Below are 22,445 nucleotides of genomic sequence, written 5' to 3'. Positions count from 1 at the left end.
CCGTCCCCGTGGGAGGATAAAGATGGACAGCTTCAGCCAGCCCGTGTCCCAGGCCGCCGACGCCAAGCCGCTGAGTTTCCCGCCGGATTTCCGCTGGGGCGCATCGACCGCCGCCTACCAGATCGAAGGCGCGGTGACTGCCGACGGGCGCGGCCCTTGCGTGTGGGACAGCTTCACCGCTGAAGGCCGCATCATGGACGGCAGCAGCGCCGCCGTCGCCTGCGACCATTATCACCGCTACCCGGAAGACATCGCGCTGATGAAGGCGGCGGGCTTCGACAGCTACCGCTTCTCCATCGCCTGGCCGCGCATCCTGTCGACGGGAACCGGGGCGGTGGAGACGCGCGGCCTCGACTTCTACGACCGGCTGGTCGACAGCCTGCTGGAGGCCGGCATCACGCCGATGGCCTGCCTCTACCATTGGGACCTGCCGCAGCCGCTGGAGGATGCCGGCGGCTGGCAGGGGCGGGAGATCGTCGGCCCCTTCGCCGACTATGCCCGCATCGTCACCGCCCGGCTGGCCGACCGGGTCAAGAGCTGGATGATGCTGAACGAGCCGAACGTGGTCGCCATCTTCGGCTATGGCGTGGGCGAGCACGCCCCCGGCCACAGGCTGGGCGAACAGGGCATCCTGCGCGCCCTGCACCACCAGAATCTGGCGCAGGGCGCCGCCTTGCGCGCCATCGCGGCGGAGCGGTCCGGCCTGACGCTGGGCACCGTCCTCAACCTTCAGCCGAGCGTTCCCGACAGCGACCGGCCGGAGGATGTCGCCGCTGCCGCCCGCTGGGACGCGGTGTGGAACCGGGTGACGCTGGACGGGCTGATGCGCGGGCAGATCCCGGCACTGCTGGCCGACAGGATGGCGGAGTTCGTGCTGCCCGGCGACGAGGAGGCGATCCGCTACCCCATCGACCTGCTGGGCATCAACTACTACTCGCGCATGACGATGAAGCATGAGGAGGGGCGGCCCTTCGACGTCGGCTGGGGCGAAGCCAAGTGCCGGCGCTGGACCGGCATGGCCTGGCCGGTGCAGCCGGAGGGGCTCTACGACCTGCTGAGCGAACTCCGCACCGATTACGGCAACCCCGCCGTCTTCATCGCGGAGAATGGCTGTGCCTATGACGACGTGGTGACGCCGGACGGCCAGATCCACGATGCCGAGCGGGTTCTCTACTACCGCGAGCATCTGGAATCGGTGGCGCAGGCGCTGGCCGACGGCTGCAACGTCAAGGGCTATCTGTGCTGGAGCCTGCTGGACAATTTCGAATGGGCCTTCGGCCTGTCGAAACGCTTCGGCATCGTGCGGGTCGATTACGACACGCTGGAACGCACGCCCAAGGACAGCTACCGCTTCCTCGCGGAGGTTGTGAGAACTGGACGGCTTTAACCCTTCTTTCGCCGCTGCCCCTGTACTTTCGGCCTGTCACGTCCTATTCGTTGGTTATACGGATGTTGAGGGATTGTGCGGAGGCCCGGGATGGGCGGGATGACCGAAGATAGAGTCGGCGACACGGGCGCCGGAACGGGCAGGCGCGGCGACGACTCCGGCGGCAAGGCTCCCGGCTTCGCCCGCCGCTTCCTGAGCCTGGCGGGCGGCTATTGGCACGGGCGCTCGCGGGTGACCGTCTGGGCGCTGACCGTGGCGCTGGTCGTGCTGACGGTGGGGCAGGTCTCGGTCCCCGTCCTGATCAATTTGTGGAGCGAGCGGCTGTTCGACGCGCTCGAACAGCGCTCCATGGACCGTTTCCTGACCATGATCGGTCTGGTCGGGCTGATCATCCTCTACAACATCGTCATCGTCGTCCTGCATCTGCGGGTGAAGCGCCGGTTGCAGATGGGCTGGCGCGACTGGCTGACCCGCAAGCTGCTGGAGGACTGGCTGCGCCGCGGCCGTCACCACCAGATCGCCTATATGCCGGGCGAGCACGACAACCCCGACGGCCGCATCGCCGAGGACATCCGCATCACGGCGGAGATGGCCATCGACCTCGGCCATTCGCTGACCTACTGCGCGCTGCTGCTGATCAGCTTCACCAACATCCTGTGGATGCTGTCCGGGACCCTGTCGGTCACTCTGCTCGGGATGGAGCTGGCGGTGCCGGGCCACCTGCTGTTCGTGGCGCTGCTCTATGCCGCGGTCGGCACCACCATCGCCATGCTGATCGGCCAGCCGCTGGTCAACGCGGTCAACCGACGCCAGGGCTATGAGGCCGATTTCCGCTTCGCCCTGGCCCGCATCCGCGAGAACGGCCAGACCATCGCCCTGCTGCATGGCGAATCGGCGGAGCGCGGGCATCTCTCCGGCCTGTTCGGCGGGGTGGTGCGGGGCTGGAACGGCCAGACCCGCGCGCTCAGCCACATGATGGTGTTCAGCGCCAGCTATTCCGTGCTGTCCACCGCCTTTCCGGTTCTGGTCGCCGCCCCGCGCTACATCGCCGGCACCATCACGCTCGGCGTGCTGATGCAGACGGCGCAGGCCTTCCAGCAGACGGTCGGCGCCCTGTCCTGGCCCATCGACAATTTGCCGCGCGTCGCCGAATGGCGGGCGTCGGTGGAGCGCGTGCTGAACCTGCACGACGCGCTGGTGCGGCTGGACCGCAATGTCTGCGACGTGCCCGACGCCCACATCCAGCTGGTGCGCTCCGACGAGCACGACAGGCTGACCTTCCGCGGCGTCGCCATCGACGAGCCGAACGGCACGGCGGTCGTCCATCCTTTCGACCTGGAGGTGCGGCCGGGCGACCGCGTGCTGATCGGCGGCGATGCCACGGCGACCATCCGGCTGTTCCGCGCCGTGGCCGGCGTCTGGCCCTGGGGGCGCGGGCTGATCACCCTGCCGGCCCACACCCGCGTCTTCTTCATGCCGGAACGCCCCTATCTGCCCCATGCCAGCCTGCGCGCGGTGCTGGCCTATCCCGGGACCGCGTCGTCGGTCGGCGACGACAAGGCGGCCGGCGCGCTGGTCAGCGTCGGGCTGCCCGACCTCGTCGGCCGGCTGGACAGCATCGACCATTGGGACGAGGTGCTGTCGGTGCCCGAGCGCCAGCGGCTGGGCTTCGCCCGGCTGCTGATCCGCCGTCCCGACTGGATCTTCCTGGAGGATGCGACCGACAGCCTCGATCCCCCGGTGGAGGAGGAGCTTCTGTCGCTGATGGAGCGCGAACTGCCGCACGCCACCCTGCTGACCATCGGCCATCATGCCGGGCTGGCCGCCCACCACGGCCGCAAGCTGGTGCTGGAGCGCACCAACGGCGCCGTCACGCTGCGGGAGGAGGTGCCGCCGATCCGGCCGGTGGAGGAAAGCGCGGCCTGACCGGCCGTCTCCCGGAACCTTGGAACCCGTCCGAAAAGCTGCCACACTGCGCGGCGGTCATTGTTGGCACCCACAGAAGCAGCCGCCCCGCATCACCATGGACATGAGCGTGAAGAAGACCAGCATCAACGCGGCATGGCGGGGGCTGGCGAACTGCCGGGGGTGCGGCATCCGGGACTCGGCGCTGTTCGCCGACCTGACGGAACCGGATTTCAACCTGATCCATCTGCCCATCGACGAGATGACGGTGGCGCCGGGGGCGGCGCTCTACCATGTCGGCGACGAGCCGGCGGCGCTCTACACCGTGCGCGGCGGGCTGGTGAAGCTGGTGCAGTATCTGCCGAACGGCGGCCAGCGCATCGTCCGGCTGCTGCGCACCGGCGACACCGCCGGGCTGGAGGCGGCGCTGGGCGAGCCCTACCGCCACACCGCCATCGCCATCCACCCGGTCCTGACCTGCCGCATCCCGCGCGCGGTGATCCAGCGCCTGTCGGAGGAGACGCAGCACCTGCACCAGCAGCTGATGCGCCGCTGGCATCAGGCGGTGGAGCGGGCCGACGCCTTTCTGGTCGAGCTCGGCACCGGCAGTGCGCGGGCGCGGGTCGCCCGGCTGTTCCTGACCCTGGTCGACGACCGGGGCGAGTGCGACTTCTTCGGTCGGGAGGATGTCGGCGCCGTGCTGGGCATCACCACCGAGACCGCCAGCCGCGTCGTCGCCGAACTGAAACGGCAGGGCCTGCTCGACGAGCTGCGGCCCAACCGATTCCGCTGCGACGTGACCGCCCTGCGCGAGCTGGCGGACGGGCCGTAGCCCGGGGTCCGTCGCATCCGAAGAGTGTTTTTGGCGCAAAGCCCTTCTCCCCTTGCGGGGCGGGATGAGCAACTGTCTTTCGGATTGCGTCTGGCCCCGGTTGGGTAGCGCCCCAGCGCCACGGCCTCAATCCTTCCCTCCCGACCCTCTCCGCCAAAGAGAATCGGAGACACGGCAAACCGGCAAACCCATTTGTGTGAATGCCTTAGCCCGCCGGGGGAGAGGGGTTCCTTGCGTCGGTTGGCGGGCTGATGATCAGCAGGGTGTCCTGCGGCTGGATGATGTAGCGGTTGCGCTCGGTGAAGGGGATGTCGCGGCCGTGGCTGTGGACCTGCACCACCATGCCGGCGGTGACCTCCGCCATGGTCAGGCCGACCTCGTCCGGTTCCGCCCGGCGTTCGCTGAGCACCATCTGCCCGCCGGCCGACATCAGGTCGCACAGGAAGGGGGTGGCATAGCGCGTCTCCACCGCATCGGCCATCAGGTAGCCGCCGATCTTGGGCGGCGATACCACCAGATCGGCGCCGCTGAGGTTGGCGAGCTTGATGTTCTCCTCCTGCTTGATGTTCGCCACGATCTTGGTGGCGGCGGACAGGTGGCGCACGGTCAGGATCACCAGGATGGTGGTGTCGTCGCGCCCGGTGCTGACGATCACCGCCTTCGCCTTGCCGACGCAGGCGTTCTTCAGCGTGTCCTCGCTGGTGCCGTCGCCGAGCAGGCCGACGAAGCCGCAGTCGGCCGCCAGCTGGATGCGGTCCTCCGACTCGTCGATGACGACGATGTGGTCGGCCGGATGGCCTTTCGAGACGGTCTCCTGCGCGGCGATGAAGCCGCTGTGCCCGAAGCCGCACAGCACGATGTGGCCTTGCAGCTGCTTCTGGATGCGGCTCAAGCGGAATTCCTCCACGATCCTCTGCACCACCAGCTCATAGGCGGTGCCGAGAAAGATGAACCAGATGAAGATGCGGATCGGCGTGACGGCGAAGGCGTCGATCAGCCGGGCGGTGTGGCTGACCGGCACGATGTCGCCATAACCGACGGTGGTCACCGTGATCATGGCGAAGTAGAGGATGTCGGGAAAGCTGATGTGGCCGTCGATCTGGTCCTTCAGCCCGTCGCGGTCGAACCAGAACACCGCGATGACCAGGGCGATCAGGGCGGCGACGATGCCGACGCGCAGCAGCAGGGTCTTTTCCGCCGACAGTCCGGAGCGGACATGGAGAAGCCGCCCCTTGCGCTGGGAGGGGCGCAGGGATGGTTTGGTCCGGCGTCTGTCCTGAAGTCTCCGTTCCACCGCTTCCCGCATCCGCCGTCTGTCCGTGCGGGGCTTGTCGAAAGCCCCGGCTGACTGAACGTACGTGATCGCATTCCGGCTACAAGGCTTGCGCTTTAGAGTGTGATCGGTTCAAGCGGAATCGCTTGAAGCGTGAATCACACGGAAACCCAAAAGCCTAGGATCAGTCTGGTGCTTCCTGAAGCACCAGACTGATCCTAGAATTTGAAGACCGCCTCCATCCCGGCGAAGTGGATGGTCTTGGCCGGGCCGCTGTCCTTCAGGAAGGAACCCGGCTGGAACAGAGAGTAGGAGATCAGCCCCTCGAAGGAACGGCCGGAGCTGTAGGACAGCACCAGCTCGCCCTGGGTGCCGACATAGCGCGCCTTCGATCCCGCACCGGAGCGCAGAAGCCCGCCGGTCAGGTCGTACACACCGTCGTCCAGGCTTTCCCGCCAGAAGGCGACGGCGGAGGCCGACAGGCTGAATTCGTCGGACAGGGCGAGGTCCAGCGACGGATGCAGGTTCATCAGGTTGAACGGGCCGATGGGCGTCAGTTCGCCGAAATACTTGGCGCGCGGGAACAGCGGGTTGAAGGTCTCCAGCCGGTCGTCGCGCGGGTTGCTGTCGCCGCTGGCGATGTTGGCCTTCAGGCCGAGCCGGGGTTGCAGCGGCAAGCCCGTGAAGCGATGGCCGCTGTCGGTGGCGAGCGACCAGGCCCGGATCGACCCGCTGCCGAAACGGCCGAACTGCCCCATCGCCTCCCAGTTCCAGTCCCAGCCGTCGGCCTTGCCGAAGCTGCGCAGGCCGACGGTGTGACGCAGCTCGTTCGCCCGGCCGGCGTCGAAGCCGGCGCGGCGGTTGCGATAGCCGATGTAATAGGCGTCCAGCCCGGCGCTGCCGCCCCACCCGAAATCCACTGGACGGGTGGCGTAGAGCGCCCAGGCAGTACGCTTGGCGTCGCGGCCGTCGTCGAACAGCTCCGGCGTCGGCTGGATCGGACGGCCGTAGAAGGCGTCGACCCGCCAGGGGCCGGCGGTGACGATGCCCTTCACCGCGTCGAAGGCGCGCGGGACGTTGGCGCCGTAACGGATGGAGATCAGCCGTTCCGAACCGTAGGCCAGCATCTGGCGGCCGACGCGCAGCGTGCCCTGGGCCTCGCCCAGCGGGACGTTCAGGTCGGCGAAGCCCTGCATCAGGTCGATGCGGTCGGCATCGGGCGGCGCCAGCGGGTCCAGCTTGCCCACCGCGTCGGCCATGATCAGCTGGCCGAACAGGCGCAGGCTCTCCCCTATGCGCAGGTCGGCGTAGGGTAGGGCGCGCCACAGCCCGTAGGCGTCGTTCCGCGGCTCGTCCTGGCCCCAGCCGCTGTTGCGGACCGCCTCGCCGCGCAGGCGCAGCTCCAGCCCGGTGGAGAGCGAGGCGAAACCGTCCGGTGTGACCGGGATGGCTTTGAACCGCTCCCAAGAGGCGCCGGTCCCCGCCCCGGCCTGGAGCAGATAGCGGTAATCCTCGTCATAGCGGGTGTTGGTCAGCGGTGGCGGATCGGCTGCACAGGCCGGACCGATCCACAGCAAAAGGGCGACCGCCGCCGCGCGAAGGCGGGCCGTCATGGGGCATCTCCGTGATGGCGCTGGACTGCACCGATCCTATGGGGATGCCCGGCCGGGGGATTGTTCCTTCCGAACCGCTTTTGACGGTTCTGCGCACCCGCGTCCCGGTTTGGCCGGATTTGGCAGGGAGGGCACCTGCGCCCTCCCTCGCCGCAGCGGTTACTTGCTGTAGTCGTAGAAGCCGCGGCCGGTCTTGCGGCCGAGGTAGCCGGCGTCGACCATCTCCTTCAGCAGCGGGGCCGGGCGGTACTTCGGATCGTTGAAGCCTTCGTAGAAGACCTCCATCACCGACAGCATGGTGTCGAGACCGATCAGGTCGGCCAGCGCCAACGGGCCGATGGGGTGGTTGCAGCCCGCCTTCATGCCGGCGTCGATGTCCTCGGCGGTGGCGATGCCTTCCTGAAGCGCGAAGATCGCCTCGTTGATCATCGGGCAGAGGATGCGGTTGACGGCGAAGCCGGGGCTGTTCTTGGCGGTGATCGGCGACTTGCCGACGCGCTTGGCGAAGGCCATCGCCTTGGCGTGGGTGTCGTCGCTGGTCTGGATGCCGCGGATGATCTCCAGCAGCGCCATCAGCGGCACCGGGTTGAAGAAGTGCAGGCCGATGAAGCGGTCCGGACGGTCGGTGGCCGTCGCCAGCTTGGTGATGGAGATCGAGGAGGTGTTGGTGGCGACCAGCGCCTCCGGCTTCAGCGTGGCGCAGAGATCCTTCAGGATCTTGACCTTGAGGTCCTCGTTCTCGGTCGCGGCCTCGATCACCAGATCGCAGGCGGCCAGCTTCGACTTGTCGGTGGTGGCGGTGATGCGCGCGACGGCGGCCTCGCGGTCGGCGGCGGTCATCTTCTCCTTCTTGACCAGACGGTCCAGGCTGCCGCCGACGGTCGACAGGCCGCGCTGCACCGCCTCTTCGGAGATGTCGGTCATGATCACCGTCAGGCCGGCGACGGCGCAGACCTGGGCGATGCCGTTGCCCATCTGTCCGGCGCCGATGACGCCGATCGTTTCGATCCCCATGCTCTCGGCCATGTTTCTTGTCCCTAATCGGTTGAGCGCGTGCGTTGGTTCGCAGATGCAGCATCTTCTACACGGTTTTTCGTTGCGCTGCGATGACTTGTCGTAAGGGGCAAGGGCGGCTTTCGCCCGGCGCGGCGACCTGCCGCAGGGACGGGTGTCGGCGGAAATCCGCCAGCCCGTACAACGCCATCGGCGGATTTCCGCCGACGCGGACCATGGCGCCGAAAGCCGGCTCCAGGCTTTTCAACTGTTTGCGATGCCAACTGACAATGGCACGCCCCTTGCTCTCTTCCAGGCCAACCGCGGCGACGGGTCGCGGATCAAGCCCCATGGGAGAGACACGATGTTCCGGAAGACTCTGCTCGCCGCCACCGCCTTCGCTGCCGCGGCACTCGCCGCCCAGGGCGCCTCGGCCGCCGATCTGGTCCGACTCGGCAACCTGAAATTCGCCCATTACGGCGCGGTTTCCTACATGAAGGAGATCGCCGGCAAGTACGACCTGAAGATCGAGGAGCGGGTCTTCCCCAAGGGCATCGACATCCTGCCGGCCATCGTCGCCGGCGAGATCGACGTGGCCGCCAGCGCGGTGGACGCCGCCATCGCCGGCCGTGCGTCGGGCGTGCCGATCTATGCGGTGGCCGGCTTCGCCAAGGGCGGGGCGCGCATCGTCGCCAAGCCGGATGCCGGCATCAAGACCGTCGCCGACCTGAAGGGCAAGAAGGTCGCCACCCCCCGCGGCGGCGCGCAGGAGCTGATCCTGCTGGCCGAGCTGGCGAAGCATGGCTTGAGCTGGTCGGACCGTTCCGGCAAGGACGTGCAGATCGTCTACATGGCCTATGCCGACATGAATCAGGCCCTGCTGGCCGGCAGCATCGACGCCATGTCGCAGTCCGAACCGCAGTCGAGCCAGGCCATCAACAAGGGCTTCGGCGTCGAGGTGGTGAAGCCCTATGACACCGAACTGGGCGAGCCGGTGCGGTCTCTGGTCATCACCGAGGACTTCTACAAGAAGAAGCCCGACGTCGCCCAGCGTCTGGTCAATTGTTTCGTCGAGGCGACGGCGACCTTCATCGCCAACCCGGATCTGGCTGAGAAGTATGTCCGCGAACAGATGTTCAAGGGCCAGATCTCCAGCCAGGACTTCAAGGACGCGATCGGCAACTCGCCCTACAGCTACGACCTGTCGATCCATCACGTCCAGGTCACGACCGACATGATGCAGAAGTTCGGCGTCGGCCGCATGGACAACCCGCCGAAGGCCGCCGACTGGGTGAAGCTGGACCTGCTGGAAAAGGCGAAGGCGACCAAGGCCGCCGCGAATGACGCCGGCACCGGCACCGTGAAGGCGAACTGAGCCCCACCCAGCGGAAGGAGGACACCCCATGTCCCAAGCCACCCCCCGTTTCTCGCCCGCCGCGGTGCTGCGCGGCTCCCTGGTCCCGGTCCTGGTGATCGCGCTGTGGCAGATCCTGTCCACCTCCGGCCTGATCAACCCGGTGGTGCTGCCGTCGCCGGTGCAGGTGGTCGTGCGCTGGTGGGCCTATCTGCTGCCGACCGAGGCCTATGATCCGGCGCAGTCGAGCTGGATCCTGTGGGCGCTGTCGGGCGAGATGCTGTTCGACGCCTGGTCCAGCCTGTACCGCGTGGTGCTGGGCTTCGCGGTCGGCGCCGGGCTGGCGCTTCCGCTGGGGCTCGCCATGGGCGGCAACCCGCGCATCTACGCGCTGTTCGACCCGCTGATGCAGGTGCTGCGGCCGATCCCGCCCATCGCCTACATCCCGCTGGCGATCCTGTGGTTCGGGCTGGGCAACGCGCCGGCGGTGTTCCTGATCGCCATCGGCGCCTTCTTCCCAGTGCTGATGAACACCATCGCCGGGGTGCGCCATGTCGACGGCATCTATCTGCGCGCCGCCCGCAACCTGGGCGCCGGCAAGCTGACCATGTTCGTCCGCGTCATCCTGCCGGCCGCCACCCCCTACATCCTGGCCGGCGCCCGGATCGGCATCGGCACCGCCTTCATCGTCGTCATCGTGTCGGAGATGATCGCCGTCAACTCCGGCCTCGGCTTCCGCATCCTGGAGGCGCGCGAGTTCATGTGGTCCGACAAGATCATCGCTGGGATGTTCACCATCGGCCTCCTGGGCCTCGCCATCGACATCGGCATGAACCGCCTGAACAACCACCTGCTGCGCTGGCACCGCGGTCTTGAGAATTGATGGGGAGGGGATGGAGATGACGCCCATGCTGAAGACCGTTGCCGATACCGCGCCCGTCGCCCCCGTCGGCGAGGCGGCGCCTGTGCAGATCCAGGTGCGCGGGGTGGAAAAGACCTTCGCCGTCGGCGCGCAGAAGATCGTCGCCTTGCAGAACATCGACCTCGACATCCGCAAGGGCGAGTTCGTCTGCCTGCTGGGGCCCTCGGGCTGCGGCAAGTCCACGCTGCTGAACGCGGTCGCCGGCTTCCAGCCGCCGACGAAGGGGACCGTCACCGTCGATGGCCGCATCATTACCGAACCCGGTCCCGACCGCGGCATGGTGTTCCAGGAATATGCCCTGTTCCCCTGGATGACGGTGGCGCAGAACGTCGCCTTCGGCCTGGAGATCAAGGGGATGTCCAAGCCGGAGATCGCCGAGCGGGTGGAGTGGCTGCTGCAGAAGCTGCATCTGCAGGACTTCCGCAACCGCTTCCCGAAGGATCTGTCGGGCGGCATGCGCCAGCGCGTCGCCATCGCCCGCGTGCTGGCGCTCGACAGCCCGATCCTGCTGATGGACGAGCCGTTCGGCGCGCTCGATGCCCTGACCCGCCGGACGCTTCAGGACGAGCTGCTGCGCATCTGGGAGGAGGTCGGCAAGACCATCCTGTTCGTCACCCACTCCATCGAGGAGAGCATCTATCTGGCCGACCGCATCATCGTGATGACCTACCGGCCGGGCACCATCAAGCGCGACGTTCGGGTCGACATGCCGCGCCCGCGCGACGGCTCCGCCCCCGAGTTCAACCGCCTGAAGCGCGAGCTGTCGCAGATGGTGATGGAGGAGCAGCAGCGCTTCAGCCAGGACGAGATCCGCTCCGTCACCGCCGATTGACGGGCGACGGACAAGACTGCAAAGGAAGGGCGCCCCGATATGGGCGCCCTTTTCATGTCAGAGCTTCGCCGCCTCTTCGCTCATGCGCTGGCGCAGCCAGCCATGCGAGGGGGAGCCGCTGTTGCGGCGGTGCCAGATCATCGACACTTCATAATCGCCGATGTCGAAGGGCAGCGGGCTGGTGGCGAGGCCGAGCGCGTCGGCACACAGCCGGGCCAGCCGGGCCGGCAGCGAGGTCAGCATCGGCGCCTGGGTCAGGATCATCGGGATCGCCAGGAACTGGGTGGTGGAGGCGGCAACCCGCCGGCTGGTGCCGAGCGCCGCCAGCTCATCGTCGATGAAGCTGGTCAGTCCGCCGCGCAGCGACGGCATCAGATGCGGATAACGTGTGTAGTCCTCCAGCCCGATCGGCGGGGTGACCGGGACGAGGGCCGGGTTGAACAGGCAGACATGGGTTTCATGGTACAGCACCTGCCGGTCGTGCCAGCGCCGTGTCTCCGGCAGATAACCGATGGCGAGGTCCAGCGTGCCGTCGTCCAGCGCGTTCAGCATGGCGTCCGGGTCGAGGCTGAGCAGGGAGACCGAGACGCGCAGGTCGCCTTCCGCCGCGTCGCGCAGGATGCCGGTCAACAGGACCGCCTGCATCGAATCGGGGGTGGAGATGGTGAAGTTCCGCTCCTCCCGCTGGGGATCGAAATCCTCCTCCGCCGACAGTGCGCGGGCCGCGCCGACCAGCAGGTCGCGCAGGGGTTCGGCCAGACGCTGGGCGCGCGGCGTCGGCTCCATCCGGTTGCCGGTCCGTACGAACAGCGGGTCGCCCACCAGCGTGCGCAGCCGGCCCAGCGCGTGGCTGACCGCCGACTGGCTGACGCCCAGCGCCTCGGCCGCGCGGGAAACATTGCGGGTCTCCAGCAGCGCATCGAACACCTTGATCAGGTTGAGGTCGAGCGCCGGGTTATGAATTGCTTTCATGACGATATGAGCCAAACCATCCTAGTTCATTGTGCACTGGACGGTGTATTCTGTCTAGCCAGCGCTGATCCAACAGCCACCAATCAAAAAAACTTCCGATTCCAAGCCAACGCCCGCAACCGGGCAGCGGACCTGTCGTCGACAGCATGTTCCGGCGGTTCCGTTCAGGGAGAAAGAGGCAAGAGCCATGGTTCGCATCAACGTCAACGGCGAGGAGCGTCAGGTCGACGTTCCCGAGGACATGCCGCTCCTGTGGGTTCTGCGGGACGAGCTTAACATGACCGGCACCAAGTTCGGCTGCGGCATCGCCCAGTGCGGCGCCTGCACCGTCCATGTCGACGGCGCGCCGACCCGCGCCTGCCAGACCCCGGTCGGCATGCTGACGCCGGACAGCAAGGTCACGACCATCGAGGGTGTGAAGGGCAAGGCAGCCCAGGCCGTCCAGGCGGCGTGGCAGAAGCTGGACGTTGTCCAGTGCGGCTATTGCCAGTCGGGCCAGATCATGAGCGCGGTGGCGCTGCTGACCGACAACCAGAACCCGACCGACCAGGACATCGATGCGGCGATGGACGGCAATGTCTGCCGCTGCGCCACCTATGTCCGCATCCGCGCGGCGATCAAGGATGCCGCCCAGACGATGAGGGCCTGATCCATGCTGCATCATCTGATCCGTCAGGCCGCCCAGACTGGGTTCCCGGACTCCGGTTTCGCTCCCGGCCCGCTGCGCGCCCCGTCGCGCCGCGGTTTCCTGAAGGCCATCGGCGCCGGTGCCGGCGTGCTGGTGGTCGGCGCGCATCTGCCGATGCCGGCCTTTGCCGCCGATGCGGCGCCGAAGATCGTCGGCCCGGCCGACCCGCGCCCGCATGCCTTCATCATCGTGGCGCCCGACAACACGGTCACGGTGCTGGCCAAGCATCTGGACAAGGGCCAGGGCATCGTCACCGGCATCGCCACCATCGCGGCCGAGGAGCTTGACGCCGATTGGGCCCAGGTGCGCGGCGCCTTCGCTCCGGCCGATGCCAAGCTCTACGCCAATCATTTCTTCGGCATCCAGGGCACCGGCGGCTCGACCGCCGTCGCCAACAGCTGGGACGAGCTGCGCATGGCCGGCGCCGCCGCCCGCGCCATGCTGGTCGCCGCCGCCGCTGCGCGGTGGAAGGTTCCGGCCGGCGAGGTGACGGTGTCGAAGGGCGTGGTCCGCCATGCCGCCAGCAACCGCAGCGCCACCTTCGGCGAACTGGCGGAGGAGGCGTCCAAGCTGCCGGTGCCGCAGCAGGTCAAGCTGAAGGAGCAGAAGGACTATGTGCTGATCGGCAAGCCGGACCTGCACCGGCTGGACCACATCAGCAAGACCAACGGCACCGCCATCTTCTCGATGGACATCCGCCGCCCCGGCCAGGTGACGGCGGTGCTGGCCCGCAGCCCGCGCTTCGGCGGCACGGTTAGAAGCGTCGACGATGCCGCTGCCCGGAAGGTGCCGGGCGTCATCGAGGTGATCAGCCTGCCTGTCGGCGTCGCGGTAATCGCCAAGAACACATGGGCCGCCATGAAGGGCCGCGAGGCGCTGACGGTCGCCTGGGACGACGCCAAGGCCGAGACCCGCGGCACCGACGCCATGCTGGCCGACTACCGCAAGGCGGCGGAGACGCCGGGCTCGGTCGCGGCGAACAAGGGCGATGCCGACAAGGCCATCGCCGACGCCAAGGCCAAGGGCGGCCATGCGGTGGACGGCGAATTCGTCTTCCCCTATCTCGCCCATGCGCCGATGGAGCCGCTGAACGCCGTGGTGGCGCTGAACCCGGAGGGTGGCTGCACCATCTGGGCCGGATCGCAGTTCCAGACGGTCGAGCAGATGACCGCCGCCCACATCCTGGGCTGCAAGCCGGAGCAGGTTAAGATCGAGACCCAGTGGGCCGGCGGCAGCTTCGGCCGACGCGCCACCACCAACGCCGACTACATCGCCGAGGCGGTGATGATCGCCAAGGCCTATCCCAAGGCCCCGGTGCATCTGGTCTGGACGCGCGAGGACGACATCAAGGGCGGCCGCTATCGCCCGCTGTTCCTGCACAGGATCACCGCGGCGGTCGACGCCAAGGGCGCGCTCGTCGGCTGGAAGCAGCGCATCGTCGGCCAGAGCTTCATGGCCGGCACGCCGTTCGAGGCGGTGATGGTCAAGAACGGCGTCGATGCGACGATGGTCGAGGGCGCGTCGGACATGGCCTATCCGGTGGCGAACCTCGCGGTCGATGCCCACACCGTGGCCTCGCCGGTCACCACCCTGTGGTGGCGGTCGGTCGGGCACACCCACACCGCTTACGCCAAGGAGGTGATGATCGACCGCCTCGCCAAGGCGGCCGGCAAGGATCCGGTGGCCTTCCGCATGGAGATGCTGAAGGACCACCCGCGTCTGGCCGGCGTGCTGAAGCTGGCGGCCGAGAAGGCCGGTTGGGGCCAGCCTCTTGCGCAGGGCAAGGGCCGCGGCGTCGCCGTGCATGAAAGCTTCAACACCTATGTCGCCCATGTCGCCGACGTGACGGTCGATGCCAAGGGCCAGATCAGGGTGGACCGGATCGTCGTCGCCGTCGATTGCGGCGAGGTCGTCAACCCGGACATCGTCAAGGCCCAGATGGAGGGCGGTGCCGGCTGGGGCATCGGCCATGCGCTGCGCGGCGAGATCACCATGACCGACGGCGTGGTGGATCAGGCCAACTTCGACAGCTATCTGCCGCTGCGGATGTCGGACATGCCGGTGGTCGAGGTCCACATTGTGCCGTCGCACGAGCGGCCGACCGGCGCCGGCGAGCCGGGCGTCCCGACCGTGGCACCGGCGGTGGCGAACGCCGTCTTCTCGGTGACCGGACAGCCGTTGCAAACGCTGCCCTTCAGCCGGGGCGGTATCGTCAGCTAAGGCGAGGCTTTGTCCGAGACTGCAACGATCCCGGCCGTCCGCGCGGCGACCGGGATCGTTGCAGGCGGGATCGATTTGGAGCGATGGGCAGGCCAGCCATGGTCGACCAGCAGCTTCACGGCGGGATCCAGTGGCACAGGGCCGGCGGGGACGGGAGTTTCCGCCGGCCCTTTTTTGTGGGGCGCATCGAGATGCAGAAGCCGGGCGACCTGCCAGGATTGGGCGTCCGTCAAGGGTGACGCGGGAAGCTGCGGTCCCCAAGGGTCTTTCCAGGGGTCTGTCGCAGCGGTCGCAGGCGTCAATACCGTGAGATAGCAGGCCGCCCGCAGGACGCCTCCCATCAGCAGGACGGCCAGGGCCAGGATTGCCCAATGGCGGCGGCGCAGCCGCAGGGCGATCCTGTCGGTCTGCGGTGTCTGTTCGTCAACGGGACGGGTTCGGTCGGTCGCGGTCATGCGGGGCAAAGCATGGCCCAAGCCGGCATCGGCCCGCCCGGCCTTTCCCGGCGAAATGCAGGGGCAGGGGGAGTGCCCCCCGCGTTCCGCCCTGACCGGCCGGCATTCTCCGTCCGGACAGCAATCCCTACCGCTTTCCCAGGAATTGCAGCGGAGGCGACATCCCCGTCGCTGATATGGGTTCAGGCAAGCCGCCGTCGGTCGATCTCCGCCCGCACCTCGCGGAACCAGCGCAGCTTGTCCTCGAAGGGCAGGCGGGCGAGACCGCTCGGCGAGGGTATGACCACGTCGGCGATGCCGTCGAACAGGCCGCGCTCCTGCACGCCCCAGGGCGCGTCGGGCAGGCCGGTCGCCGCCAGATAGACGCCCTTGCCGGTGTAGGCCAGCACCCGCGGCCGGACGAAACCGACGATCCGCGCCAGCCGCGGCACGCCGCCGCGCAGTTCCGCCCGCGACAGTTCGGCGGCGCTGGCGGTGGCGCGGGCGACGAGGTTGGTGGAGCCGAGGCCGATGGCCGGCAGGGTGATGTCCTCCTCCGGCCGATAGAGGCGCGGCGTCAGCCCGGCCTCATGCAGCAGGCGCCAGAACTGGTTGCCGCGCCCGGCATAATGATGGCCGAGCGCGCCGGAGCGCAGGCCGGGGTTGAAGCCGACGAACAGGCAGTCGAGCCCCGGCGCGACGATGTCCGGCAACGGCCCGGCGGGGGGCGGCAATCCCTGCGGGGCCGGGGTCAGGGGCGGGGCCGGAATGTCGTCGAACAGGTCCATGGCAATCGCATCCTCTCCGCAAGGGAGAGGAATATAGGACGCCGCCGCCCCGCTCAAAGCGAGGCGGCCACCGCGGGTGCGGGCGGGCTGCCGCGCTCGTCCTGCAGCAGGGCCAGGACGCGGTCGGTCATGCGCAGGGCCAGCGCCACGATGGTCATGGTCGGGTGGTCGGCGCCCATGGTCGGGAAGACGGAGCTGCCGGCAATGTAGAGGTTTCCCACGCCATGGACGCGGCCATCGGAATCGACCACGCCGTGGCGCGGCGAGTCATGCATGCGGGTGGTGCCCATATGGTGCCAGCACCAGCCGACATCGGCCATCGTCGCCTCGCCTACGTTTTCCTCGGCCCCGTTCTCCGCGTCCTCAACCGTGATCAGGCCGCGGCGCAGCAGGTCCTCGCGCAGCAGGCGCTGGGTTTCGGCGGCGCCCCAGCGATCCTGGGCGGTCAGGCGCCAGTCCACCTTGGGCAGGTTGCGGCCGAACGGGTCGGTGGCGTGGTCCAGCGTCACCCGGCTTTCCGGGTTGGGCACCGGCTCCAGCACCGTTTCCAGGGTGAAGCGGCGGGGCAGCCAGCCCGGATCGACGGTGCTGTCGAACAGCGCATGGGCCAGCTGCGGCATGCTGCGCAGGATGCGCGGGCCGGCGTTGCGCAGCAGGCTCGCCGCTTCGTCCTCCGACACGCCGAAGCGGCGGCAGCGGTGGCGCGACGGCAGGATCCGCAGGTCGCGCATCGCCTTGAAGGCGTCCAGCGCTGCCGAATGGTAGGAGGCGACCAGATATGTCCGGGAGTTGGGCAGCGCGTGCCGTTCCTGGAGATCCTCGGTCGGCGACAGGGCCAGCGCGATCGACGGGTGCGGCCGGCGCAACCGTCGCCGGGCGAGGCACAGGCTGACGTCGTAAAGCGTGCGGTGATGCCCCTGCCGGGTCAGACGGATCGGCGGGGTCTTGAAGCGGGGGTGATCGGCGAAGTAGCGGCCGACCAGATCGCTGCCGTTGCCCAGTCCCGCCGCCTGCACCTTGTTGGACAGCAGCAGGATGCGCGCATTCTCGATGCCGCCGCAGCCCAGCACGAACAGCCGGGCACCGACGGTGAAGCCCGGACCCTCCAGCGTGCGGACCTGCACCCGCTCCACCGCCGTTGCCGAATGGTTGGTGTCCAGCCCGGTGACGTTGGCGTTCAGGAAGGCGGTGATGTTGGCGGCACGCCCGATCTCGGCGCGATAGGCCTCGCCCATGCGGATCGGCGGGCTGAGCTGGGCGACGCGGTTCTCGAAGGCGCTGGCGCTGCCGTCCTCGTTCTCCACCGGAATCAGCTCGGTCTTCGGGCCGCGGACCTGCTCCATCCAGTAGTCGTTCTCGTACTCGAACGGGCCGAGGCCGAGCACGCTGTGCGAGCGCTCGTAATAGGGCATCATCGTGTCGCGCGGGATCGGCCAGCCGCTGCCGGGGATCCAGGGGCGTTCGGCGAAGTCCGTCCGCTCCAGCGGGCGGGAGAAGCCGCCCCAGCAATTGGTGCTGCCGCCCAGATAGCGGCTGCGCGCGGTGGTCAGCCGCTCATAGGGCAGACCGACGTTGCGGCCGGCGTACAGCGCCTGGGAAATGCCGTCGACCTCCAGCCCGCCGCCTTCCAGCAGGACGACGCTCAGGTTGCCGCCCGCCAGTTCGCGCGCGATGGTCAGGCCGGCGGCACCGCCGCCGATCACGCACAGATCGCAGTCGATGTGCGTGCCGTTCAGGACATGGCGGGCGTCACGAAGCAAGCGGGCCTCCGTACTGGGGACATGTGCATACCGGGGTCATAAGCCCCCCTTCTTGCCCCGGACGCGTGGCCTAGACCGAGCACTCATTCGGATATACCCCCGGCGCGTCCCCCTTGGTCCGGAGGCTGCGAAAGCGCGGCACCCCGGACGAACCGGACGGCCCTCGACCGGGAGGGAACGACCGCCGCGCCCAACGGTTGAGAAGGTGAAGAGGGGTGCTTCGGCCCGGCCGCAGGTTTGGCCGCCCGGCACCGGAAACCTTGCAAGTCACACTGCAATTCGAGGAGCCGCCGCCATGAAACGCCACCATCTTCTCGCGACCGCCGCCATGCTTCTGGTCTCGGCGCCTGCGCTGTCGCTGGCCCAGACGCCGGCGCCGGCCAAGACCGTGACCGAGAAGGGCCAGTTGGCGCAGCAGGACATGACCTTCGCCGAAAAGGCGGCGATCAGCGACATGTTCGAAATCCAGGCCGGCAAGCTGGCGCAGGATCAGGCGAAGGAACAGGGCGTCAAGCAGTTCGGCAGCCATATGGTGGCCGACCACACCAAGACCTCCGACGCCATGAAGACCATGGCCCGGGAAAAGTCGATGACCCTGCCGACCAAGCTCGATTCCGAGCACCAGCAGAAGCTGGACAAGCTGCGCGGCCTGAAGGGCGACCAGTTCGATTCCGCCTATCTCCAGGGCCAGACGGATGCCCACCAGACCGCCGTCACCCTGTTCCGCCAGCAGGCGGAGAACGGCAAGGACGCCGACCTGCGGCGCTTCGCCGAACAGAGTCTGCCGACGCTGGAGCAGCATCTGCACCAGGTCCGCGACCTGCGACCCAATGTTGCGTCCGCCGGCGGCGCCCAGCAGAGCACCAGCTTCGAAAAGATGATGGGCAAGGATGTCTATGGCGACAACGGCAAGAAGCTGGGCGACGTCGCCGACATCATCCTCGACGCCCAGACCGGCAAAGCCACCCAGGTGATCCTGAACCGCGGCGGCGTGCTGGGCATCGGCGCCAAGCATGTGGCGCTGGACTACAATTTGCTGCGTTCCGACGGCAACCGCTTCGTCGCCCGTCAGGTGACCGAGGATCAGGTCAAGCAGATGGCGGAGTTCAAGTACGACGACACCACCGTCTCGCTGGGCAAGCGCCACGGCACCAGCAGCGGCAGCAGCGCCGACCACAACGCCACCGGCCACAACACGGGCGCTGCCGGCGGCGACGCGGCGCATGGCACCGCCAACAGCCTGGACAGCACCCAGCCGCGCACCCCGCAGCCGAACCAGCAGTGATCCGTTAGCGATTTCCTGAAACCAAGCCGCCCGCCGCCGGGAGTCCATTTCCCGGCGGTCCGGGCCGGCCAACCGATGGAGAACACGCGATGGCGAACGCCAGCAAGAAGCACATGAGCCCGAGTGGGCAGGGCAAGGGCACCGGCACCGGGGCCACCACCGACCTGCCGGCCGGCGCCATCGGCGACAACATGGTGCTGTCGAACCGCGACAAGTCCCGTCATTCCGACGCCCGCGGCCTGGACGGCAAGGCCGTGCAGACCGAACAGATGCAGGACCACGCCGCCAACCACAATCCGGACGAAGACCGTCCGGAGGAATGACGGACAGGACAGCGTGAAGCTATCCGTCGAGCGGGACCGGCCAATGCCGGTCCCGTTTTTTGTCCCCGAATGGCTGAAAGCTGAACCGCTGAAAGCGGCCCGTCAGAACTGCTTCAGCAGCCGGTCGATGTAGTTGCGTTCCTCCTGCGGGCGGCCGTACTGGCCTGAGCGGCGGCGCAGTTCGTCGAGGATTTCACGGGCGCGCTGGAGTTCCGACTGCTCCGGGATCTTCACGTCGTTGGAATCCTGCATGCCGTAGCCCGACGGGCGGCGTCCGAGCGGGTCGCGGCCCCGGCCCTGGCGGGGCATCTGGCCCTGCTGGCCCATCATCGCCGCCCCGCCCTGGCCCATCATCTGCTGGGCCATCTGTTCCGCCATGCCCTGCATGCCCTGCTGAAGCTGTTCCATCGCCTCCGTCTGCGACGGAACCGCAGCACCGGGGGCGCCCTGCTGCAAGGCCTGGGCGGCGTCGCGCATGGCGCGCTCGGCGCGGCCCAGCGGTTGCGGGATCTCGCCGCCCTGCTGTTCGCCCATGCGCCGCATCAGCTCGCCCAGCTGGCGCCGCAGCGCTTCCTGCTGCTCGGCCTGCTTCTGCATGGTCGGGCTTCCCGAATTTTGCTGCTGCTGGCCCTGCTGGTTCCGGCGCTGGTTGGGCTGGCGGCCGCGGGGCTGGTCGCCCTGCTGGTCCATCGACTCCTGCGACTGGCGGAAGCTCTGGTCGAGGAGCTGCTGCTGCTGTTGGGCCAGCTTCTGCAACTGCTGCATCATTTCCCAGCTCTGGTTCTGCTGCTGCTGGCCGTTCTGCTGGTTCATCTGGGCCATGGCGCCGGAGCGCATGTTTTCCAGCATCTGTTGAAGCTGGGACAGCATCTGCCGGGCGGCGTCGCGCGACCCCGTCTGCGCCATCTCGCGCATGCGGTCGAGCATCTGCTGGAGGTCGCTGCGGTCGGTCATCCTGTCCGCCATCTCCGGCGGGACCATCGGAATCTGCTCGCCGCGCTGCATGGCTTCCAGCATCCGCTGTTCCATGGCGTCCATGAACTTGTCGAGCGCCGCCTGCAACTCGTCCATCAGGCGGTTCAGCTCCTCGTCGGAGGCGTTCTTGTCGAGAGCCTCGGACAGCCGCTTTTCGGCGTCGCGCAGGTCCTTCTCGGCCAGCGACAGGCCGCCGTCCTCGATGCGCAGCGCGGTTTCCCACAGAAGCTGCTGGAGGGCGGGGACGGCCTCCGCGCTCTGGTCCAGCATCAGCCGGGCCAGTGCGGTGCGCAGGGACAGGAAGGCGACGATGTCGTTGCCGTAGCTGTCGGGCTGGGCGGAGATCTCCGCCAGCGCGCGGGCGACCTGGACGCGCGACTCCTGCGGGCTGCGGGTCAGGATCTTGCGCTGGTTGACGATGGCGCGGGCGACGGGGTGGTTGAAGGTGCGTTCCGGCAGGATGATCGCCGCATCCTCCGAACGGCCGGTCTGGCCGGCGCCGTCGGTCGCGGTCAGCCGCACCGTCACCGGCATGCCGGCCCAGGGATGGGCGGTCAGATCCTGGAAGGCGGTGCCGCGCGCGTCCTTCGGGCGCACGCCGGGGAGCGACAGCGGGAATTCGAGCACCTGCTCGGTTCCGGCCTTGTCCGGCCTGGGCGCGGCATCCGGCTTCGCCGCGCCGGGGGCCGGGGCGGGCGGCGTCTCCGGGGCGAGACGGATTTGCGCCTTCACCTCGGTCAGGCCGTAATCGTCGCGGGCGGCATAGTCCAGCTTCAACGCGCCGCGTTCGCCGGCGGCGGGCGGGCTGGCGTGGGCGATGATCGGCGCGCGGTCGGGGACCACCTGGATCGGCCAGGAGCCCAGCGTCCGCCCGCCCTGGGTGACGGCGATGCGGGTGCCGCCGGTCACCGGCTTCTGCACCTGGAAATTGCTGGAGTCCACCGCCTCGAACGGGCCGGTCTGGTCGCCGGCCTCCAGGCTGGGGGTGCCGCTGCCGCCGGTGACGCGGGCCAGCACCAGGCTGCCCTGCGGGATATGGACCGGCTGGTCCGCGGCAGGGGTGCCGGCAGGATGATTGGCGGCGGTCTGCTGGGCTGCCAGCTGGCCTCCTGGCTGGCCGGCGGGCTTCGCGGCGGAGCCGGATTTCAGGAAGACCGGCGGCAGGCCGGTATAGTCGGGCGGGTTGATCCAGAGGTCCAGCGTCGCCGTCGCGGTGGCGGTGCCGCCGGAGAATTGCGGGGTCAGCGCGGCGACGATCCGCGGGCGCCAGTCGCCCCAGGCGGCGGCTCCGGCAACCACCAGCGTCAGGATCACCAGGGCGCGCAGGGCATAGCGGTCGTGCGACGGCACCTCGGTTCCCGGCCACGCCACGCGCAGGCCGCGCATGGCGGCGCGCGTGCGCTCCTGATGCAGGCGCCACAGCGCCTGTGCGGTCGGGTCGTTGCCGGCGGGGCGGTCGCGCAGGGTGTGCAGGGGACGATGCGAAAGGCCGCTGTCCCGCTCCAGCCGGCGGCGGGCCTCATCCTCGACCGGGGCGCGGAAACGCCGGATTCCGACGGTGAGCGACCATAGGAAGGCGGCGGCCAGCACCAGCAGGGCCAGACCATGCAGCCAGCCCGGCAGCAGGATCGGCAGGTTGAGCAGGGCAAGCGCCAGGAAGGCGCCCAGCACCGACAGCGGCGCCCACAAGGCCGGCCCCAGCCGTTCCCACAGCAGCGCCGCGCGCGCCTGGGCAAGGCGGAACCGGGGTTCTGTCACGCCGTCCGCCGGGTCCGCGGTCCGCTCGGATCCGGACCGCTCAACCCCGGGCTCGCCGCGCCGCTCGTTCTGCTTCATGCCGCCCCCTTCGCGCCGTAAGGCAGCCGGTCCGGCGGGTCGACTGCCGCGGA

At 68.5% G+C, this 22,445-nt stretch carries 19 protein-coding genes; 10 read left to right on the top strand and 9 right to left on the bottom strand.

Annotated features, from left to right (window positions below):
- Positions 1–22 precede the first annotated feature (22 nt).
- From CRT60_RS04930 to CRT60_RS04920, 3 genes are all read left to right on the top strand, one after another.
- A complete protein-coding gene (locus CRT60_RS04930) occupies positions 23–1,387 on the top strand; it encodes a GH1 family beta-glucosidase (RefSeq protein ID WP_098735332.1) in 1,365 nt (454 codons plus the stop codon).
- A 99-nt stretch (positions 1,388–1,486) separates the two neighbouring features.
- Positions 1,487–3,313, top strand: coding sequence for an ABC transporter ATP-binding protein/permease (locus CRT60_RS04925; RefSeq protein ID WP_244592279.1), 1,827 nt, complete (start codon positions 1,487–1,489; stop codon positions 3,311–3,313).
- A 103-nt stretch (positions 3,314–3,416) separates the two neighbouring features.
- Entirely contained in the window at positions 3,417–4,124 is a 708-nt protein-coding gene (locus CRT60_RS04920) for a Crp/Fnr family transcriptional regulator (protein WP_244592278.1), read from the top strand.
- A 205-nt stretch (positions 4,125–4,329) separates the two neighbouring features.
- On the opposite strand, the gene CRT60_RS04915 is transcribed toward CRT60_RS04920, so the two are convergent.
- The 4 genes from CRT60_RS04915 to CRT60_RS35500 all read right to left on the bottom strand — a co-directional run bounded on the left by CRT60_RS04915 (position 4,330) and on the right by CRT60_RS35500 (position 8,355).
- Entirely contained in the window at positions 4,330–5,418 is a 1,089-nt protein-coding gene (locus CRT60_RS04915) for a potassium channel family protein (protein ID WP_244592277.1), read from the bottom strand.
- Positions 5,419–5,615: 197 nt separating this feature from the next.
- Complete coding sequence (locus tag CRT60_RS04910) at positions 5,616–7,010, bottom strand: alginate export family protein (protein ID WP_098735328.1); 1,395 nt, start codon at positions 7,008–7,010, stop codon at positions 5,616–5,618.
- Positions 7,011–7,169: 159 nt separating this feature from the next.
- Positions 7,170–8,036, bottom strand: coding sequence for a 3-hydroxybutyryl-CoA dehydrogenase (locus CRT60_RS04905; RefSeq protein WP_193548404.1), 867 nt, complete (start codon positions 8,034–8,036; stop codon positions 7,170–7,172).
- Between the two features lie 55 nt (positions 8,037–8,091).
- A complete protein-coding gene (locus CRT60_RS35500) occupies positions 8,092–8,355 on the bottom strand; it encodes a hypothetical protein (protein WP_143273091.1) in 264 nt (87 codons plus the stop codon).
- A gap of 12 nt (positions 8,356–8,367) precedes the next feature.
- On the opposite strand from CRT60_RS35500, the gene CRT60_RS04900 reads away from it, so the two are divergent.
- Genes CRT60_RS04900 through CRT60_RS04890 form a run of 3 tightly spaced genes read left to right on the top strand, consistent with a single transcriptional unit; the run spans position 8,368 to position 11,111 of the window.
- Positions 8,368–9,378 (top strand): ABC transporter substrate-binding protein, encoded by a 1,011-nt coding sequence (locus CRT60_RS04900; protein ID WP_098735327.1) that lies wholly within the window; start codon positions 8,368–8,370, stop codon positions 9,376–9,378.
- 28 nt (positions 9,379–9,406) lie between these two features.
- A complete protein-coding gene (locus CRT60_RS04895) occupies positions 9,407–10,240 on the top strand; it encodes an ABC transporter permease (protein WP_098735326.1) in 834 nt (277 codons plus the stop codon).
- Between the two features lie 25 nt (positions 10,241–10,265).
- Positions 10,266–11,111, top strand: a complete 846-nt coding sequence (locus CRT60_RS04890; RefSeq protein ID WP_244592276.1) for an ABC transporter ATP-binding protein — start codon at positions 10,266–10,268, stop codon at positions 11,109–11,111.
- Between the two features lie 57 nt (positions 11,112–11,168).
- On the opposite strand, the gene CRT60_RS04885 is transcribed toward CRT60_RS04890, so the two are convergent.
- On the bottom strand, positions 11,169–12,083 hold the full coding sequence (locus CRT60_RS04885) for a LysR family transcriptional regulator (protein WP_098735325.1): 915 nt from the start codon (positions 12,081–12,083) through the stop codon (positions 11,169–11,171).
- Between the two features lie 187 nt (positions 12,084–12,270).
- Here CRT60_RS04885 and CRT60_RS04880 point away from each other — a divergent pair, with 187 nt between their 5' ends.
- Positions 12,271–12,732 carry a (2Fe-2S)-binding protein gene (locus tag CRT60_RS04880; RefSeq protein ID WP_098735324.1) on the top strand — a complete coding sequence of 154 codons (462 nt, stop codon included), beginning with the start codon at positions 12,271–12,273 and terminating at the stop codon, positions 12,730–12,732.
- A gap of 3 nt (positions 12,733–12,735) precedes the next feature.
- Positions 12,736–14,991, top strand: a complete 2,256-nt coding sequence (locus CRT60_RS04875) for a xanthine dehydrogenase family protein molybdopterin-binding subunit (RefSeq protein ID WP_193548403.1) — start codon at positions 12,736–12,738, stop codon at positions 14,989–14,991.
- On the opposite strand, the gene CRT60_RS35495 is transcribed toward CRT60_RS04875, so the two are convergent.
- From CRT60_RS35495 to CRT60_RS04865, 3 genes are all read right to left on the bottom strand, one after another.
- The gene (locus tag CRT60_RS35495; RefSeq protein ID WP_143273089.1) at positions 14,988–15,446 is read right to left on the bottom strand and encodes a hypothetical protein; all 459 of its coding nucleotides are present in this window, start codon (positions 15,444–15,446) and stop codon (positions 14,988–14,990) included. The genes CRT60_RS04875 and CRT60_RS35495 overlap by 4 nt on opposite strands.
- 182 nt (positions 15,447–15,628) lie before the next feature.
- Positions 15,629–16,213 carry a mismatch-specific DNA-glycosylase gene (locus tag CRT60_RS04870; protein WP_098735323.1) on the bottom strand — a complete coding sequence of 195 codons (585 nt, stop codon included), beginning with the start codon at positions 16,211–16,213 and terminating at the stop codon, positions 15,629–15,631.
- A gap of 53 nt (positions 16,214–16,266) precedes the next feature.
- Positions 16,267–17,973: an FAD-dependent oxidoreductase gene (locus tag CRT60_RS04865; protein ID WP_098735322.1), complete on the bottom strand. Its 1,707-nt coding sequence runs from the start codon at positions 17,971–17,973 to the stop codon at positions 16,267–16,269.
- Positions 17,974–18,268: 295 nt separating this feature from the next.
- Here CRT60_RS04865 and CRT60_RS04860 point away from each other — a divergent pair, with 295 nt between their 5' ends.
- Both CRT60_RS04860 and CRT60_RS04855 read left to right on the top strand, forming a co-directional pair.
- Positions 18,269–19,258, top strand: coding sequence for a DUF4142 domain-containing protein (locus CRT60_RS04860; RefSeq protein WP_098735321.1), 990 nt, complete (start codon positions 18,269–18,271; stop codon positions 19,256–19,258).
- Between the two features lie 89 nt (positions 19,259–19,347).
- Positions 19,348–19,581 (top strand): hypothetical protein, encoded by a 234-nt coding sequence (locus tag CRT60_RS04855; protein ID WP_098735320.1) that lies wholly within the window; start codon positions 19,348–19,350, stop codon positions 19,579–19,581.
- 102 nt (positions 19,582–19,683) lie between these two features.
- Here the strand turns inward: CRT60_RS04855 and CRT60_RS04850 are convergent, their stop codons facing one another.
- Complete coding sequence (locus tag CRT60_RS04850) at positions 19,684–22,314, bottom strand: TIGR02302 family protein (protein ID WP_244592275.1); 2,631 nt, start codon at positions 22,312–22,314, stop codon at positions 19,684–19,686.
- Between the last annotated feature and the right edge of the window lie 131 nt (positions 22,315–22,445).

It is taken from the genome of Azospirillum palustre (genome assembly GCF_002573965.1).
GTDB lineage: Bacteria > Pseudomonadota > Alphaproteobacteria > Azospirillales > Azospirillaceae > Azospirillum > Azospirillum palustre.
This window is presented reverse-complemented; position numbering and strand designations above follow the sequence as displayed.

Coding starts and splice junctions, on each gene's coding strand:
- CRT60_RS04930 (WP_098735332.1), top strand. CDS start 23: ATGGACAGCTTCAGCCAGCCCGTGTCCCAGGCCGCCGACGCCAAGCCG.
- CRT60_RS04925 (WP_244592279.1), top strand. CDS start 1,487: ATGACCGAAGATAGAGTCGGCGACACGGGCGCCGGAACGGGCAGGCGC.
- CRT60_RS04920 (WP_244592278.1), top strand. CDS start 3,417: ATGAGCGTGAAGAAGACCAGCATCAACGCGGCATGGCGGGGGCTGGCG.
- CRT60_RS04910 (WP_098735328.1), bottom strand. CDS start 7,010: ATGACGGCCCGCCTTCGCGCGGCGGCGGTCGCCCTTTTGCTGTGGATC.
- CRT60_RS04905 (WP_193548404.1), bottom strand. CDS start 8,036: ATGGCCGAGAGCATGGGGATCGAAACGATCGGCGTCATCGGCGCCGGA.
- CRT60_RS35500 (WP_143273091.1), bottom strand. CDS start 8,355: ATGGGGCTTGATCCGCGACCCGTCGCCGCGGTTGGCCTGGAAGAGAGC.
- CRT60_RS04900 (WP_098735327.1), top strand. CDS start 8,368: ATGTTCCGGAAGACTCTGCTCGCCGCCACCGCCTTCGCTGCCGCGGCA.
- CRT60_RS04895 (WP_098735326.1), top strand. CDS start 9,407: ATGTCCCAAGCCACCCCCCGTTTCTCGCCCGCCGCGGTGCTGCGCGGC.
- CRT60_RS04890 (WP_244592276.1), top strand. CDS start 10,266: ATGCTGAAGACCGTTGCCGATACCGCGCCCGTCGCCCCCGTCGGCGAG.
- CRT60_RS04885 (WP_098735325.1), bottom strand. CDS start 12,083: ATGAAAGCAATTCATAACCCGGCGCTCGACCTCAACCTGATCAAGGTG.
- CRT60_RS04880 (WP_098735324.1), top strand. CDS start 12,271: ATGGTTCGCATCAACGTCAACGGCGAGGAGCGTCAGGTCGACGTTCCC.
- CRT60_RS04875 (WP_193548403.1), top strand. CDS start 12,736: ATGCTGCATCATCTGATCCGTCAGGCCGCCCAGACTGGGTTCCCGGAC.
- CRT60_RS35495 (WP_143273089.1), bottom strand. CDS start 15,446: ATGACCGCGACCGACCGAACCCGTCCCGTTGACGAACAGACACCGCAG.
- CRT60_RS04870 (WP_098735323.1), bottom strand. CDS start 16,213: ATGGACCTGTTCGACGACATTCCGGCCCCGCCCCTGACCCCGGCCCCG.
- CRT60_RS04860 (WP_098735321.1), top strand. CDS start 18,269: ATGAAACGCCACCATCTTCTCGCGACCGCCGCCATGCTTCTGGTCTCG.
- CRT60_RS04855 (WP_098735320.1), top strand. CDS start 19,348: ATGGCGAACGCCAGCAAGAAGCACATGAGCCCGAGTGGGCAGGGCAAG.